This window comes from Gordonia jacobaea, from assembly GCF_001186365.1.
In the GTDB taxonomy this organism is placed as follows: Bacteria; Actinomycetota; Actinomycetes; order Mycobacteriales; family Mycobacteriaceae; genus Gordonia; species Gordonia jacobaea.
In genome coordinates, this window is record NZ_LDTZ01000015.1 from 595,437 (window position 1) to 611,668 (window position 16,232).

Sequence of the window (16,232 nt, forward strand, 5' to 3'; positions counted from 1 at the left end):
CTCCTACCTCAGGGAGAGTCGATCAGTGAGCGTCGGGCAGGTGACGAGTGATATGCAGGATGCCGTACTCGTCGTCGGCCGTTTCGGCTGTCGCCAGGATGCCCTCGAGTGCCTCCCGTGCGGCACCACGATCCATGCCTGATCCGATCGCGATGATCCTGGTTCGGGGCTCCTCCCCCGACCAGCCGTCGCGCGTAATGCGAACAAAGCCGCCGACGCCGTGGACGACGTAACGCTCGGGATACCCCGGCAGATCGAATCGGACCACACCCTTGATGCGATAGCACCCGGCAGGAGGCTCGTGCAGCAGCGCTGCGAGGCGTCGCGGATCGACGGCGTCGGCAGTGTCGAGTTCGACCGACTGGTAGGTGTCGTGCAGGTGCGTGTGCGCCTCGTGCCCTTCAGGGAGTTCGGCGTTGGCGGGCTCGGCGTCGGGGATCAGTATCTCGTCGAGCGTGAGCTGACGTGGCTCCATGACGTCTTCGACTTCGCGCGCAAGTCGATCGAACAGCAGCGCCGGATCGATTCGCCCTTCGGCCACTGCGACGACGGGCGCGGACGAATTCACCTCACGGACCGCGGCCACCAACTCCGAGAGCGCCGCAGCGTCGACGAGATCACGTTTGTTCACGACGACGAGATCGGCGATAGCAATGTGTGAGTCGACTTCGGGGTGCCGCTCACGCAACTCCACAAAGCCGGCGGCGTCCACCACGTACACGAGTCCGCCGTAGCGCATAGTCGGGTCGTCGAGTCCTGCGACGAGCCGCACGAGCGCCTTGGGTTCGGCGATGCCACTCGCTTCGATCACGATCGCGTCGAGCCCGGCCTCCGGTCGCGCGAGTTCTACCAGCGCGGCGTCGAGTCCCTCACGGTCGACCGAGCAGCACATGCAGCCGTTGGACAGCGTGACTGCTCCGTCGGCCTGACCCGCCACCAGGAGTGCGTCGATGTTGATGGCGCCGAAGTCGTTGACGAGGACACCGAGCCGCGCCCGGTCCGCGACTCCCCCATCTGTGGTCTGGCCGGCTCCTCCCGCGCGGAGCAGATGATTGAGCACGGTCGTCTTGCCCGCACCGAGAAAGCCTGCGAGCACGACGACGGGCACCGCCTCGGCAGTCATGCGGGGGAGTCGGCGAGTCCGTCGAAGCAGTCGGGGCAGACCACTGCCAGCTCGCGTCCCAGCCGATCCGGATAGTTGTCGACGTTGCTCGTCGGCCTGCCACACTCGCGGCACCTGCCGACTACAGCGGCATCGTCGGAGAAGTCGACGGTCATACGCTTGTCGAAGACGTACAGCGAGCCCTCCCAGAGTCCGTTGTCGCCGTACTGCTCGCCATAGCGGACAATGCCGCCGTCGAGTTGATAAACCTCCGAGAAGCCGCGCTTACGCATCAGCATCGAGAGCACTTCGCAGCGCACACCGCCCGTGCAGTAGGTGACGACAGGACGATCCTTGAGATGATCGAGTGCGCCACTGTCGAGGAGCGGAACGAAGTCACGCGTCGTCTCCACGTCCGGTACGACCGCACCGGCGAAACGTCCGATCTGCGCCTCGATCTGATTTCGTCCGTCGAAGAAAACGACGTCGTCGCCGCGCTCGGCAACCAGCCGGTGGACGCCATCGGGGTCGAGTCGTTCGCCGCCCCCGATGACGCCATTCTCGTCGACATCGAGTTCATCGGGCGCACCGAATGTGACGATTTCTGGCCGAACCCGAACGACCAGCTTCGGGAAGTCGTCGCCGACACCTTCTGACCATTTGATATCAACATCCCGGAATGCAGGATATTCACGCAATTTTCTGACGTAGCGTTTGACGCTGTCCAGCTCGCCACCGACAGTGGCATTGATACCGTGCGGGGACACGATGATTCTTCCGCGAAGATCAAGCGATTCGCACACGGCTAACTGCCACAGGCGTATCGCTTCGGGATCCGGGAGTGGCGTGAAGACATAGAACAACACGATCTTGGGGGTCGACACAGTGCAAGGGTACGGTCGGCGCCGCGCGCGTTTTCTAGCGGTTCCCGCATTCGCCGCTGCAGCGCTACTCGCCGTTGCGATCACCTCGTGCGGACTGAACACCAGCACCACTCCCTCGTCGATCGTGTTACCGCCAACTGACAACCTGTCGACAGAATCGGATTACCCGAGCTCATCGACCACGATCGCCACCCAAAGCCGTACTGCGACGTTTCTGCCAACCGGGACAATCGGCCGGGCGATAGCGACCGCACCACGCGCCGACAATTCGCGTTATCACCAAGGTTCGACGACCCCACGTGGTCCGGTCATCGAGACGTCGGGGTTTCACTTCACCAGCCCGGATAGAGCTGTCAGTTGCTCCACGGAGATCAACGTCGACGCTTCTCGTCGTGCTCTGACATGCCGGTCAAATGACGGCCAGTCATCGGCGCCACGCCCGGCCCGCACACCCCGTTCCTGTGTATGGGCTGAGGATCTCGTCGTCCTGACGGCCGAGCGCGCCCAACAGGGCGGCTGCGAGAATGAGCACCCTGTTTTGTATCGCAGCGCAATCGTCGACTACGGAACGACCATTTCGGTCGGCAGATTCTCGTGTCTGATCGATACCCCTGGAATCTTCTGCCTGCAGTCGGACTCGCAATCCGGATTCTCGCTCAGCTCAAAGGGTTTCGCTCCACTCAACGCCGCAGACAAGGCTCCCGGATCGCTTTCGAACTCCGCGGGGATCGAATCTCCGATAGCTACGACAACCGAGCCCGAGCAGCCCGACAACGACACCCCCGCGTCTCCGACGAATTGAAGTAGGCATTGCTTGATCAGCAATGCTCAGTAGTGACGCAAACCGCATTTCGACGCGTGAAGCCTTGCGGCCACTCATACTCACGGCGTCGGCTCGATTACTGATTCCAAGTATTCAAACAAAAGGTGTATAAAGAATGTATATACGTTCGGGGTTCGACGAGTCATGACTTCAGAGTCGAGCCGAACGTACAGCCCGCTCGCCCACAAGAACAGCAGTATGTCGCAGTAAGATCGATCCGCTGCGCCCGTAGGTCCACAGCACAACCCGGAGGGGAAAATGGCAAAGAAGGAAATCGTCCAGGTCATCGATGACGTCGACGGGAAAGTACTCGACGAGTACGAAACCGTCCGCTGGAGCCTCGACGGCAAGAGCTACGAGTTCGATACCTCGTCGAAGCATGCTCAGCAGTTCCGGGATGGCCTGGCGAAATACATATCAGTTTCTCGCGCAAGCGGCTCGCGCAGCCCCAAGCGGGTTGCGCAGAACGGCGCCGGCGCAAGAAGCAAAGAGCAGACGCAGGCAATTCGCGCATGGGCAACCAAGAACGGCTTCGAGGTCAGCGACCGCGGTCGAATCCCGCTGAATGTGCTCGAGGCATTCGAAGCAGCACACTGACGTCGAGCGGCGCGTCATATCGACTGGCGCGCCGCATTGAATCGACACTTGTATCGCCACTAACGAGTAGGGCGTCTACGCGGCATCGGCTGCGTCGACGCCCTACTTGCGTCGACGGCGGTGAGCCAGATGACCAGCTCGTCGGACAGCGAGCGCGTGGCATGAGCGGGATGTCTTGGAGCGCCACGGCCTCACCGCTGCGCATGTCGCGTTCCACGGGCGACGACCGAATTTGGTTCCGCCTACGCGCATGGTGTAGTTTCGCCTTTGCGCTTGGGACGGATTTCACCGGGCGCGCATTCACGAATACGGGGCTATGGCGCAGCTGGTAGCGCACCACACTGGCAGTGTGGGGGTCAGGGGTTCGAGTCCCCTTAGCTCCACAGAGAAAACCCTCTCCAACCTGATCGGAGAGGGTTTTTTGCTGCTTGGGCGTCGTGTTCGGTGTGCAGTCTGGGGCTTCGCGGTATTGAATCGCCCTATGTCACATGGCGAGACTCCCGCCGAGAGCAGGCGTGGCGCCGTCGTCGTGTTTGTGATCGTGTCGTTCGCCGTCACGTGGCTCATCTGGCTACCGATTCTGATCACGGCTCGGACCGACGGTCTCGGCTCCATGCCGTGGACGTTCTTCCTCGGATCCGCCGGACCCGCATGTGGTGCCGTCGCCGCGGCGATGTGGGAAGGCGGCACGCAAGGGGTGCGGCAGTGGGCACGGCGAACGTTCGCGGTGAACTTCCGGCCGATCTGGTGGCTCGTCGCCATCGGGATGCCGGTGGCCTACGGAGTGATCGCTTATGTGGTGAGTGCGATCGTTACCGGGGAGTGGCCGGATCTCGACCAGTTCGGCGCCACCGAGAAGTTGCCGGGACTCGCCTGGCCCATCGTGATGGCGGTGTGGATTCTCACCTTCGGCGTCGGAGAGGAAGCCGGCTGGCGAGGTTGGCTGCTCCCAACACTCTCACGCAGGATGTCGATCTTCTGGGCGGCGGCCGTGGTGGCAGTGGTCTGGATAGCCTGGCACCTTCCGGCGTTCTACTTCAATCCGACCTACATGGAGATGGGGGCGGGCATCGTCGGCTGGACGCTTGCTCTTTTCTGCGGGTCGTATCTGCTGGCGTGGATGGCAGCGGGCGCGAACTGGAGCATCATTCCGGTGCTGATCTGGCACGCCGGATTCGACCTGCTCACCGCGGCCGATCAATCGGCCGGGATCATCGCCTCCACGATCAGCGCCATCGTCATGGTGCAGGGCTTCCTCTGCGCGGTGTACCTGTGGCGACGACGACGCGACGCTCACCGGCGCTGCACTGCGTAAGTTGCAGTGGGCCAATGACTCTAGCCCCGTTCAGCTCCACGGAAAACCCTCTCCGACGCGGCTCGGGACGTCGCGTCGGAGAGGGTTTCCGCACAGCTCTTCGCTAGCTGGGCAACAGGCAGATCAGGGCTTTTCGATCAACTTGTATTCCGAGATCAGCTTGCCGACTTCGTTCTCCTGGAACTTGCCGTACAACTTCTCTCGGAGCAGGTGCGGGCCAGGTAGCTTGACCTCTTCGCCGTCCCGCAGCCGTGAAGTCGCGTTGAGCAACTCCCGGACGTCGTAGGTCGATCCATAGACTTCCGGCACGCCACGCTCGATGTCGAGCAACGTGTAGACGGCCTCCATCGGCGTGCGAACCGAGTACTCCGTGGTGAAGATGCAGTCTCGGCTCTGACTCTCGGAGAACTGACCGATGAACGCGAAGTTCACTGCTCCCTCGGGCACCACGGACGGGCGGTCACCGTGCTGGCGTGGCATGAAGAACGCCGTGACGTACGGCATCATGCACGGCACCGCCTTCGCTGCCGTTGCGGCCAACTCATCGATCTGATTGGTCGGCACACCCATGTGGTAGAGCCACTCGCGCGTGATCTCCTCGCCCGTGCACTCGGAAATCGACTTCTTGACGTAGTCGCCCGGGGTGTCGGAGAACAGCGCGTACACCCACACGACGATCTGGTCGGACGGCTGCTGCTTGAAGTGCGGTTGGCGGTTGACAGTCCAACTCATCAGCCAGCTCGAGTCCCGGGCAGTGACGATGCCGCCGGTGACCACTTTGCCGCTGAATGGGTCGCGTTCACAGATCTTGTGGATGTACTCGGGGATACGTTTGTCCAACGTGGTGACCGTGCACGATTCCCACTTGGTCTTGTCGATATCACCGGCGAAGACGTCCGGGTGGCCGAACGCCGGATCTTTCGCGGCGATGCGCCGCCACAGATCCCAGGCCGGCGCCGGTCCGCGGTCCAGTTTGGCCGGAGTCTGGTGGTCGCCCTCGTCGGAGTTCTCGGTGAGAGATCCGATGGTCATGAAGACCAGGTCGTTCTCCCCGAGATCGATGCTGCCTTCGTCGCCCTTGGTGGTGTAGTGAATCTTGGTGGCTTGCTTGCGCGTGCCATCGATCGTGAAGTCGACGTCTGTCACGGTGGTGGAGAACCTGAACGTGACGCCGTGATCGAGGAGCCATTTGTAGAGTGGGAGCACCAGCGACTCGTACTGATTGTATTTGGTGAACTTGAGCGTCGAGAGGTCCGGCAATCCCTTGATGTGGTGAATGAACCTGTGTAAATAGAGCTTGAACTCCAGTGCACTGTGCCAATTCTCGAATGCGAACATTGTGCGCCAGTACAGCCAGAAGTTGCTGTTCAAGAACTCCTCACTGACGACGTCCTCAATGCGCTTGTTCTCCATCTCCTCTCGGGTGGCGAGGAAGATGCGAACAATGTCCTTTTGGGCCTTGTCGGTAAGCTTGAACTTGAAGTCCGTGCCCGCGTCCACACCCTGCTCCATGGTGACACGCCGCAGCGAGAAGTTCGGATCGTCGTTGTTCAGCCAGAAGTACTCGTCGAGGACACTGGCATCGTCCTGCTCGATCGACGGAATCGAGCGAAACAGATCCCACAGACACTCGAAGTGGGTCTCCATCTCACGTCCGCCGCGAATGACGAACCCCTTCTTGGGTTCCTTGATGCCGTCCAGCGCGCCACCAGGCAGATCGAGCTCTTCGAAGATGGTGATCTTGTCGCCGGACATTTGCGCATCACGGATCAGGAAGGCCGCACCCGACAGGGAGGCGAGGCCGGCGCCAACGAACCACGCGGTCTTGTCCTCAACTCCGTCAGGCTTGCGCGGTCGTGCGAAAGCCTCATAGTTGCCGGCACTGTAGTGCATTCTGAATGCCTTCTCTCTGTTGGTCAGTGGTCGTGACGGCAACATGTTCAGCGGCAGAGCGGTCGATCCCACGTTCCCGAAGAAGCTGTGATCGATGCCATTCATTGTCGTCACTCTTGCGAAATCCCGACAATTTCCAGGACCATTTTTCAGGCTAGTCCCAAACCGAGTACCGCGGTCGGAAAGGCACGAACCTGCGCCATCCCGTCTCGATTCCCACGTCTCACCATGGCAGCTTTGTGATCTGAAGAGCGATAGGGGCGAGAGGCGTTCTTCTCTGCCATTTTTCGGTCCCACTTCGTCAGTCGCTGAAGTGATCCCGGCAGGTGCTGACTCCTATGCGAACCGACCTCGTCGCAGAGCGTCGCCGATACGACGGGCGGGACGACCGTCGAGTGGCCCCCTAACGCGGCCTGCGCGCATCACAGCCGCGCGTTGGCGAAGGGCAGACGCCCATGGTGGCGACGGAACGCAGCAATCATCGCGGTCTCGATAGCGGCGGCATCGGCGTCCGGGGTCTCACGCCACGCGACGAGAAGATCGCCATGATCGGCGAGCTGCCAGATGCGTCGGCCACCTGAGTGCGCGACGGGTGCACCCGCCCCGTAGCGACGGTATTCATCCAGCCGTCGACGCAGCCCGCGTCGGCCGCTCCTGCCGACGTTCGCCTTGCCGATGTACATCACACGGCTTTCGGACACCCAACGGTCTCGGAGATCCGCGACAGGCTCGGTGCCATCGATGCCTTTGAAACGGCCGGCCGGTGATACATCGAGGAACTGCGGCGGGGCGTCAGTAGGTCGCACCACTACGTAAACGCCCGGCCCACGCGGCACATCGGCTCTTGGCAATTCGGGGAATCGAACCCAGCCCGAGAATGGGGAGAGATCGAGCTCTGGCGGAAGGTCACCTACGACCCGGGACTCTCTCATCCGACCAGTGAACCACCAGCAGTTTGCCGCAGTAGTCAGCCCTGGCGGCCCTTGTACCGAGGGTCCTTCTTGTTGATGACGAAGATGCGCCCGCGACGTCGCACCACCTGGGCGCCGGGCTTGTTCTTCAGCGAGCGAACCGAGTTGCGTACCTTCATGTTGCTATTCTAAACGATAGTCGTTTTCATTAGATCAACGGTCCCGTCGCCGGGCGAAGCCCACGCAAAGACGATCATAAGGATTTCACTATTTGGGATTTCGATATCGCTTAGTGAGACCGTTCGGCTAGTCTTGCGGCAGGCGATCCACCCGATGCACGCCTTCCCGGTGACCATCCGCATCACCTCCCCCGTTCAGTTCCCGAGAACAGGAGCGATGTGCGATGCCGCATTCCTCGACAATGCCCACAGTCCCGATCGAGTCAGCAGCACTCCGAGGAGTTCGAGGCTCGACGATTCGCGACCTCCTCGCGGTCACCGAGCAACCCGGAGTGCTGAGTCTCGCAGGCGGCCTTCCCGCCACCGACCTCATCCCGGTCGACCGCATAGCCGACGCCGCTGCGCGAATGATCGGCCAGCCAAATGCGCTGCAGTACACAACCAGCCGCGGAGTCTCGCTCTGCCGCGATGTGGTTGCGAGCGTCGAAGGCGTCGACCCACACCGAATCCTGCTGACGCACGGATCTCAGCAGGCGTTGTCGCTGCTCGCTCAGGCACTGGTCGACCCCGGAGACGTCGTTGTCGTCGACGATCCCGTGTATGTCGGTGCCCTACAAGCGTTTCAATGCGTCCGCGCCGAGATCGTGGCCCTGCCGATCACGAGTGACGGTACGAACGTCGGAGCACTTTCGAGGCTCCTCGAACGCGGCGTCCGGCCGCGAATAGTGCATACGGTGAGCAACTTCCACAACCCCTCAGGAGCAACCGCGAGCACTGCGACCCGCAACAGTCTGGCCGATTTGGCCGAGACATACGGATTCTGGATCGTCGAGGACGATCCATATGGACGCTTGTCGTTCGACGGGGCTTCGCCCACACCGATCCCCGGCGAACGCACGATTCGACTGGGCTCTGCGTCGAAGACACTGGCACCGGCGCTGCGCGTTGGCTGGCTGAACGCGACGCCCGCTGTGGTGGACTTGGTGGAACGACTGAAACAGTCTGCAGACCTGTGCGGATCGACGCTCAACCAGCTCATGGTGGCCGACTTGCTCTCCGACACAACGTGGTTCGACGCCCACATCGACATGATCGCTTCGGCATACGCGTTCCGCGCACACGCCCTGACGTCTGCTCTAGACGACGAGCTCGGCGATTCGGTCGAATACACCTCACCCAGCGGCGGCATGTTCTGTTGGGTGCGACTGCCGGGAGTCGACACCAGCGAGCTCCTGAGTGTCGCACTGTCTTACGGCGTCGCGTTCGTTCCGGGTTCGGCATTCGCCGTCGATGCCGATCTCACCGACAGTGCACGACTCAGCTTCGCGACCCTGCAACCCGACACACTTCGCGAAGCAGTTCGACGACTACGCACAGCCATCGACGACGCCGCCGAGCTTCGCGAATCTCGCCCTACCTCTGGGGCCTGAGGTCGTTCCGGCTTCCATCCGTCGCCCCAAGCAGATCTGCTCAACCGCGCCTGCCCCGCCACCGGGGTGTGGTGACGGGGTGTAGACGGGTTGCGGCACAACCAGATTCGACGTTGCGTCCGGATAGTTCAGCGTGTCGGCCTGGTCGCCGCAGCCGGTTAAGCGGCGTCGGTCAGCGGTAAGCCGAGGCTGTCTGGCGGGTCGACGCCGTGGGGTGCGATGAGGCCGCCTGGTGGAGCTGGGCCCGTTGATGGGTTGGGGTCTGTGGGCGGGTCGGGGTCGAGTTCGAGTGGCCTGGGGAGGTTCCATCGGATGTCGACCCGCCTGCTCAGCAGTGGGATATCGCCGACAGGCACCCTGCCCACCAGTGCGAGCTCGACCCGCCCGCTGGGCGGGTTGGGCACCAAGTGCGGCAACACAATCCCGGTAACGGTTGTGTCTGTCGCGATCCCGGCGCTGGTGGCGCGTGCAGCCGCTGCTGCTTGGTTATTGGCGTGTTCGGCGGCGAGGTAGTCGTAAAAATCCGCTTTGACGTCGGCGATGCGGTTGATGCGTTCGGGATTCTCCGGCATGCCGGGTTTGGCGTTGAGCCGCCACGCAACCCGACCCGCATCGGGGCCGTCGGTGATCATGCGGGTTGTGAACTGCCCAGGTTTCGGGCCGACCCGCCGGTTGTGCACATCGCACGCCGGGACGAGTTGATCGATGTCGGTGAGTCCGCCGTCGGCCCAGTCTTTGGCGGCGTGATGCATCTGCACCCGTGAAGCGGGCTGGTTACATCCGGGTGCCGAACACATCTTCCCGCCCAGTGAGGCGAAAGAGGCGAGTCGTTGCCCCAACGTGGCGATCCGCTTCGACCGACCAAGGTAGAGCGGGATGCTGGTGTGGTCACCGAACACCGCCAAATACTGACTCGCGCCACTCACTGCAGCCATGTTGATGACGTCTTGGATCGGCAGCAGTGTTCCGGATGTGGTTTGTGCGATCCCTGCCTGTGCTTCGAGTTCGTGCAGGCTGGTGGTGACGATGACCTGGATCGGTAACCCGCGGTGAGTGTTGCCGAGCATGCCGGATTCCAACACCTGACCCAACAGTGCGGAGAAGGCGTCGTGGTTGCGTTGCGCGGGTGAGCGTTGATCACGCAGCGCAGCCGCCGCGACCTGTTCAGCATTCGCGGTCGTGATCGGACCGACAGGTGACTCCGGATCATCCGGGTTGTTCATACCGGGTTTGGCCCACGAGTCGAGCACCGTATCGAGTCGGGCGCGGGCGATCGGATCGAGATCGGCGGTTAACCGTGACATGAGTTGCGCGTTCTGTCGGTTCACCCACAGGCGGCGTCGTCGTTTGCGGTCTTTCGAGGTGGTCAGCGTCCCATCCGGATCCAGATGGGCAAGTAACCGTGAACCGAGGTTGGTGATTTCGGCAGGGGTGAATTGGACCGCGTAGCCGGCCATCTGTGCTTCGGCGGCAGCTTTGGTCTCGGCCGACACTTCACTGGGGATTGCCTCCAGCACTTCCAACACCGCACGCACATGCGCGCCCGCGACCCGGCCCTCCACCACATAGCCGGCCAAAGTTGGGCATGCGGGTGGTAGGCGGTCGCCGCAGATCGTGGTGAACGAGCCGGTCGCGGCGATCACCCGATGCCGCGCAGCCGGATCACCGATGTGCAGACCATGCCCCATAAAGTTGCGAATATCGCGGAAACCCAGGGCGCGGGGTAGATCGCGGTCGGAGGCTTCCACAATCAAGCGATCGGTGACCGCGCCCGCGGTCCGCAGTGCTAACCGTTCGGCCTCGACAGTGGCTTCGACCAGCGCGGCATCGGATACCAGCGACACATCGACGGCCGCCAACTCATCCAGCACCGCGGCAAGCCGTGACAGTTTTTCCGCCACCACTGCATCCGCCGATCCCACCGCAGCAGCAGCCAAAGCGGAAGGCGCACGGCCATTCTCACTGTTGCTGCGATTGCTGTTGCTGTTTACGTGCCGCCACCCCCGCCCACGTCATATCGAATATGCGTTCTGCACTACCCGACAATACCGACAGCGTCGAGAAAATCTCGAACACAAGATCGACTTGTGGATATTCACCGCGCCAGACGCAATGCGGACCCACTCCGCTTGTACGACAACATGATTCGTGTGACCGACTCAGCCGGCTAGTTGATCGAGAAGTCCATATGCGCTTGAAGGCGCCCGTCGGATCGCTCGTCTGCACACATCAGGTCGCCGACATCGCACGCCCGAGGAAGTCCCTACTGCCGCAGGAAGATTCGCCAATACCCAAACCCGCCACAAACAGAACGAGACCCCTTCGACGCGTCGTCGAAGGGGTCTCGTTCAAGCAGTAGGGGTGTCAGCTCAGGAGAACTTCGCCTTCAGCTTTTCGACGCGCTCTTCGCGCTTCTCCTTCTTCTCAGCCTTCTTCTCGTCGTGGAGCTTCTTACGAGCGGCCTCGGCTGCAGCCTCGGCAGCGTCTTGCTGAGCCTCGAGCTCGGCCAGAACCTCGTCAAGCGGGCGACGCACGATGGCACCGTCGTACTTGGTCACCAGGGCGTCGAGCGCTGCGGTGTCGGCCTCGTCGGTCTGCGCGATGATGGCGTTGCCGCCGGGGCGAACGGTCTTGCCGAACTCCGTGATCGCGTCGTCGAGGTCGTCGGAGCGGCTGGCATCAACGAGCGCGCCGCCTGCGGCACCGAGACCGAATCCGAGCAGAACACCGAGTGGGCCACCGAGCACGCCGATCAGCATGCCGATCAAAGACCCGCCAACCGTGGCGTCGCCGGACTCGACATCGCCACCCTCTGTGATCGTCAGATGACCCGCGTCGTCACGCTGCACGATCGCCGCGGCAACCAGTCCGACCGAAGAGCCGGAGTTGGTGATGGTGTTGTACACCTCGTAGGTCGTTGAGTTCTCCGGAAAACTGATCGCTACGACATATTCGGTCATGTCCTGCCTTCCATTTCACAGTTGTACGACTCGTCCCCCCACGGACGGAACCGTCGGCCCCGCATTTACACCGTAGCGTGAATCGGTGACGGTGGGGTGTGGTTGCCTGACGTCAGAAGTGTGATCGCCCCATCACCACGCGTGATTTTTTCGCACTGGCGGCCGTAAGGTCCTTTCGCATCAACGGTTTGTTCACCTTCTCGGTGAAGGTCTCGATCAGCGGTCCGGTAAAGAAAGCGGTGACCACGGTGCCCGCACCGATCGTGCCGTGGAAGATCACCGCAAGCACGACAAAGACCAAATCCTGACATGTTCGCACTGCGCGATACGGCATTTTCGAGTGGTCGACGATGATCGGCGCCACTGCGTCGTAGGGCGAATTGCCAAGCGCCGAAGTCATATACAGCGATGCGCCGTAACAGAAGAAGGTGATCCCGATGGCGAACATGATCATCTTCTGCCATGCCGCGGGATTGTCGGAAAAGTACGGATCCAGCCACGTGCTGAACCACTGGACGAAGTAGCCGACCAGAATCATGTTCATGATCGATCCGATCCCGATGTACTGGCGACCCCACAGCAGCATCGGAATGAAAAGCACTGCGTTACTGATCAACTGGTAGGTACCGAGGTCGATCCCGAGCGTGTTGCTGATGCCGATGTTCGCGGCGGTGTACGGGTCGACGCCCACCTGGCCGACACGCAGCACCGCAGACCCCAGAGAGAGGACCGCGATTCCCACCAAAGCCCAGAAGATGCGCCGGACGTAGTAGCCGTCGAGCAGCGTTGAGTCTGACGGCGTCGTCGACGATGCGGCGTCGGAACTATGTGAGTCCGAGCCGCCCGTCGCCGGCTCGTCAGATCGATCAGACTGCGTGTTGTCCCGACTGTCGTCTGGTCCGGTCATCGCTGAACGTCACCGCCTCGGTCACAGGCCCCCCTGATAACAAGTGATACCCAGGGTGCCACCAAAACGACGGCAATCGCGCGATTTCGCGCCATTGTGCTCTCGCGTCGCGTCGTCGCAACGTGTTTGAGATCTGCGACCGTTGCAGCGGGGTTGCGGCAGCATGGCGCTACCCCGACTATTCACTCGCCTTGCCGAGCAGGGCGTCGAGCCAGCCGGTTCCGTTGAGAATTCCGTCGACAGGCACACCTCCGGAGAGGACTGTCGGTGTGGCAACCTGCCCGCCGGTGGCCTTGGCCAGTTGATTCTCCGACTCCTCGGCCGCCTTCTCGCCCTCGGCGACCTTGGCCCCGTCGGCGATGCATTTCTGCGTCACCCCGTTGGCGCCCTGCTCGGCCGCGACCTTCGCCAGGTCGGCGTTCGACTTATCGGAGTCGCCACCTTCCTTCGGCTGATCTGCGAACAGCGCGGAGTGGAACTTGAAGAAGACCTCCTTGTTTTCGCCTGCGCCAACACATTGCAGTGCGCCCGCGGCACGACTCGAGTAGCTTCCCGACGCCGACTGACGATTGAGGAAGTTCAGCATGTGGTAGCGAACCCGAAGCCTGCCCGCATCGACGGCGCTGACAATCGCCTGACCCGACTGCTCCTCGAACTGCTTGCACACGGGGCACATGAAGTCCTCGAAGACGTCGATCGTCGTCTTCGAGTCGGGGGCACCGATGATCAACGCGGCGTTGGAATTGAGGACCTGCTCGTTGGCTGTTCCGCCGTGATCGCGATTGCGGTTCCACAGCACGCCGCCGACGACCAGAGCGATCACCACCACAACGGCGATTCCCAGCAACACATACGTCGAGGTGCTCGACGTCGCGCGAGGCTGGTGTTTTGACGTCGATGCGGGTGGCTTACGCCTGTCAGTCACAGATCATCCTTCGTGTGGTCGCCGTGCCCTCCCATGGAGCAGGTGTGCAACACCGATCAGCAGCGTGGCACCACGGGCGAGCCTAACGCACCAGCAATTGACGACAGCACCAACGAGTCACGACAGTGCGGCGTCGACGACCTCCTGCGCTTGCTCCTGCACCTTCGCGAGGTGGTCGACACCCTTGAACGATTCGGCATAGATCTTGTACTTGTCCTCGGTACCCGACGGTCGTGCGGCGAACCAGGCGTCCGCGGTGGTCACCTTCACTCCGCCGATCGGCGCGTCATTGCCCGGCGCTTTCGTCATCACCGCGGTGATCGGATCCCCGGCCAGATCGGTGGCGGTGATCTGATCAGCGGAGAGGTTCGCGAGCACCGCCTTCTGCTCGCGCGTGGCAGGCGCATCCGTTCTGGCATAAGCGGATTCGCCGTACTCCGCGGCCAGCTCGCGGTAGCGCTCCGACGGCGTCTTGCCGGTCACCGCCAAGATCTCCGACGCCAACAACGCCATGATGATGCCGTCTTTGTCGGTCGACCACGGACTGCCGTCGAACATGAGAAACGACGCGCCTGCACTCTCTTCGCCGCCGAACGCGATGCTGCCATCGAGCAGGCCGTCGACGAACCACTTGAATCCGACCGGCACCTCGATCAGTTTTCTGCCGATACCGGCGACGACTCGGTCGATGAGACTCGAACTCACCAGCGTCTTCCCGACCGCGGCATCGGGCGACCAGTTCGACCGATGCGTGTACAGATAGTCGATCGCAACGGCCAGATAGTGATTGGGGTTCATCAACCCGCCGTCGGGGGTGACGATGCCGTGGCGGTCGGCGTCGGTGTCGTTACCGGTCGCGATGTCGTAGGAATCACGCGAATCGATGAGCGACGCCATCGCGTCCGGCGATGAACAGTCCATCCGGATCTGGCCGTCGGTGTCGAGCGTCATGAACGAAAACGTCGGGTCCACAGTGGGATTGACGACGGTGAGCTTGTCGAGGTTGTAGCGGAATCCGATGGCAGCCCAATAGCCGACCGATGCACCACCGAGGGGGTCGGCACCGATGTGAACCCCTGCGTTGCGGATCGCCTCGAGGTCGACGACCGACCCCAGTCCGTCGGTGTAGTTCATGACGAACGAATAGTCGTGCACCAAGTCGTCGCGTCGGGCCTTCTCGAACGAAATCCGTTTGACCCCATCGAGTTTCGCCGTAAGCAGCTCGTTGGCGCGGTTGGCGACCCACGACGTGATCGTCGTATCGGCGGGTCCGCCGGTCGGCGGGTCGTACTTGAAGCCACCGTCACGCGGTGGATTGTGTGACGGGGTGACAACAATGCCGTCGGACTCGACACCGGGATTGGCAGCGTTGAAGGTGAGGATCGCACGGCTGACAGCAGGTGTGGGCGTGTAGGTGTCGTCTTCTGCGGTATAGACGGTCACCCCGTTGGCGACCAGAACTTCGAGTGCGGACTTCCACGCGGGAATCGACAGTGCGTGCGTGTCGAACCCAATGAACAGCGGGCCGGTGATACCTGCGCCCGTGCGGTACTCGACGATCGCCTGGGTGATCGCGAGGATGTGTGCTTCGTTGAAAGCCGAGTCGAGGCTTGACCCCCTGTGCCCCGAGGTACCGAAGACGACGCGCTGCCCGGGATCATCCGGGTCGGGCACCCTGTCGTAATAGGCGCCGACGACAGCGTCGACGTCGATGAGGTCTTCGGGCTGAGCCGGAGTGCCGGCACGAGGAGAAGCCATAGTCCTAGATTGTGCCCGAAACCGGCGCCGCCGTCAGTCCCTTGTTCCGTCAGCGGCATGCTGGAGTCGATGACTCCGCGACTCAACGTGCTCGTCCTGCCCGGTGGCACCGACCAGAGCTACCGACCTTTCCGAGCGACCCAGGGAACAGCACTGAGGATGTACCCGTTCACGTGGTCGATCCGCGCGAAGTTCGGCAGCGCCGTCGACGTACGGCAGGTGCGCTACCGCGTGTACGGCTGGAACGGCGGCCAGGCAAGCCCCCTGCCGTATGCGCGGGCAGCGCTCGATTCGATCACTCGCGACAACCCCGACGTTCCCGTCGTACTCATCGGACACTCGATGGGTGGACGCGTCGCGGCACACCTCGGCGCCGACCCACGGGTCACCGGCCTACTCGCACTGGCCCCGTGGTGGCAGCATCGCGACTGGCGTCGGATCCGTCGAGGCGCCCACGTGCGCGCCATCCACGGCGACGCCGACACACTCACCTCAGCTCGACGCACCGCCGAAGGCATAGCCGAACTGCGCGACGACGGTTACGACGC

14 protein-coding genes and 1 tRNA gene are annotated in these 16,232 nt (G+C 62.3%); 5 read left to right on the forward strand and 10 right to left on the reverse strand.

The features are described 5' to 3' along the window. Window positions 1-22 precede the first annotated feature (22 nt). Both ABW18_RS08720 and trhO read right to left on the reverse strand, forming a co-directional pair. Window positions 23-1,123, reverse strand: coding sequence for a CobW family GTP-binding protein (locus ABW18_RS08720; protein WP_049698534.1), 1,101 nt, complete (start codon window positions 1,121-1,123; stop codon window positions 23-25). Beyond that, window positions 1,120-1,986 (reverse strand): oxygen-dependent tRNA uridine(34) hydroxylase TrhO, encoded by an 867-nt coding sequence (gene trhO / locus ABW18_RS08725; protein WP_049698535.1) that lies wholly within the window; start codon window positions 1,984-1,986, stop codon window positions 1,120-1,122. The genes ABW18_RS08720 and trhO overlap by 4 nt, the downstream gene beginning before the upstream one ends. 1,081 nt (window positions 1,987-3,067) lie before the next feature. On the opposite strand from trhO, the gene ABW18_RS08735 reads away from it, so the two are divergent. The 3 genes from ABW18_RS08735 to ABW18_RS08745 all read left to right on the forward strand — a co-directional run bounded on the left by ABW18_RS08735 (window position 3,068) and on the right by ABW18_RS08745 (window position 4,721). After that, complete coding sequence (locus tag ABW18_RS08735) at window positions 3,068-3,406, forward strand: histone-like nucleoid-structuring protein Lsr2 (protein WP_049698537.1); 339 nt, start codon at window positions 3,068-3,070, stop codon at window positions 3,404-3,406. A 310-nt stretch (window positions 3,407-3,716) separates the two neighbouring features. Continuing rightward, window positions 3,717-3,789 (forward strand) — tRNA-Ala (locus ABW18_RS08740). Between the two features lie 98 nt (window positions 3,790-3,887). Then, the gene (locus ABW18_RS08745; protein WP_049698538.1) at window positions 3,888-4,721 is read left to right on the forward strand and encodes a CPBP family glutamic-type intramembrane protease; all 834 of its coding nucleotides are present in this window, start codon (window positions 3,888-3,890) and stop codon (window positions 4,719-4,721) included. Window positions 4,722-4,844: 123 nt separating this feature from the next. Here ABW18_RS08745 and ABW18_RS08750 read toward each other — a convergent pair whose 3' ends face one another. From ABW18_RS08750 to ykgO, 3 genes are all read right to left on the reverse strand, one after another. After that, entirely contained in the window at window positions 4,845-6,614 is a 1,770-nt protein-coding gene (locus tag ABW18_RS08750; RefSeq protein ID WP_049698650.1) for an oleate hydratase, read from the reverse strand. A 422-nt stretch (window positions 6,615-7,036) separates the two neighbouring features. Further along, window positions 7,037-7,315, reverse strand: coding sequence for a hypothetical protein (locus tag ABW18_RS23130; RefSeq protein WP_235434325.1), 279 nt, complete (start codon window positions 7,313-7,315; stop codon window positions 7,037-7,039). 266 nt (window positions 7,316-7,581) lie between these two features. Next, on the reverse strand, window positions 7,582-7,704 hold the full coding sequence (gene ykgO / locus ABW18_RS08760; RefSeq protein WP_039856405.1) for a type B 50S ribosomal protein L36: 123 nt from the start codon (window positions 7,702-7,704) through the stop codon (window positions 7,582-7,584). Window positions 7,705-7,928: 224 nt separating this feature from the next. Between ykgO and ABW18_RS08765 the strand changes: the two genes are divergently transcribed. Then, window positions 7,929-9,134 (forward strand): aminotransferase-like domain-containing protein, encoded by a 1,206-nt coding sequence (locus ABW18_RS08765; protein WP_152930037.1) that lies wholly within the window; start codon window positions 7,929-7,931, stop codon window positions 9,132-9,134. Between the two features lie 158 nt (window positions 9,135-9,292). Here the strand turns inward: ABW18_RS08765 and ABW18_RS08770 are convergent, their stop codons facing one another. The 5 genes from ABW18_RS08770 to pgm all read right to left on the reverse strand — a co-directional run bounded on the left by ABW18_RS08770 (window position 9,293) and on the right by pgm (window position 15,684). After that, the gene (locus ABW18_RS08770) at window positions 9,293-11,071 is read right to left on the reverse strand and encodes an HNH endonuclease signature motif containing protein (protein WP_049698541.1); all 1,779 of its coding nucleotides are present in this window, start codon (window positions 11,069-11,071) and stop codon (window positions 9,293-9,295) included. Window positions 11,072-11,503: 432 nt separating this feature from the next. Then, window positions 11,504-12,094 (reverse strand): DUF1269 domain-containing protein, encoded by a 591-nt coding sequence (locus ABW18_RS08775; RefSeq protein WP_049698542.1) that lies wholly within the window; start codon window positions 12,092-12,094, stop codon window positions 11,504-11,506. 112 nt (window positions 12,095-12,206) lie between these two features. After that, the gene (locus ABW18_RS08780; protein WP_049698543.1) at window positions 12,207-13,001 is read right to left on the reverse strand and encodes a YczE/YyaS/YitT family protein; all 795 of its coding nucleotides are present in this window, start codon (window positions 12,999-13,001) and stop codon (window positions 12,207-12,209) included. A gap of 178 nt (window positions 13,002-13,179) precedes the next feature. After that, window positions 13,180-13,926: a DsbA family protein gene (locus ABW18_RS08785; protein WP_049698544.1), complete on the reverse strand. Its 747-nt coding sequence runs from the start codon at window positions 13,924-13,926 to the stop codon at window positions 13,180-13,182. A gap of 117 nt (window positions 13,927-14,043) precedes the next feature. Beyond that, window positions 14,044-15,684, reverse strand: a complete 1,641-nt coding sequence (gene pgm / locus ABW18_RS08790; protein WP_049698545.1) for a phosphoglucomutase (alpha-D-glucose-1,6-bisphosphate-dependent) — start codon at window positions 15,682-15,684, stop codon at window positions 14,044-14,046. A 69-nt stretch (window positions 15,685-15,753) separates the two neighbouring features. Between pgm and ABW18_RS08795 the strand changes: the two genes are divergently transcribed. Then, a partial coding sequence (locus ABW18_RS08795; RefSeq protein WP_049698651.1) for an alpha/beta hydrolase occupies window positions 15,754-16,232 on the forward strand: 479 nt, incomplete at its 3' end.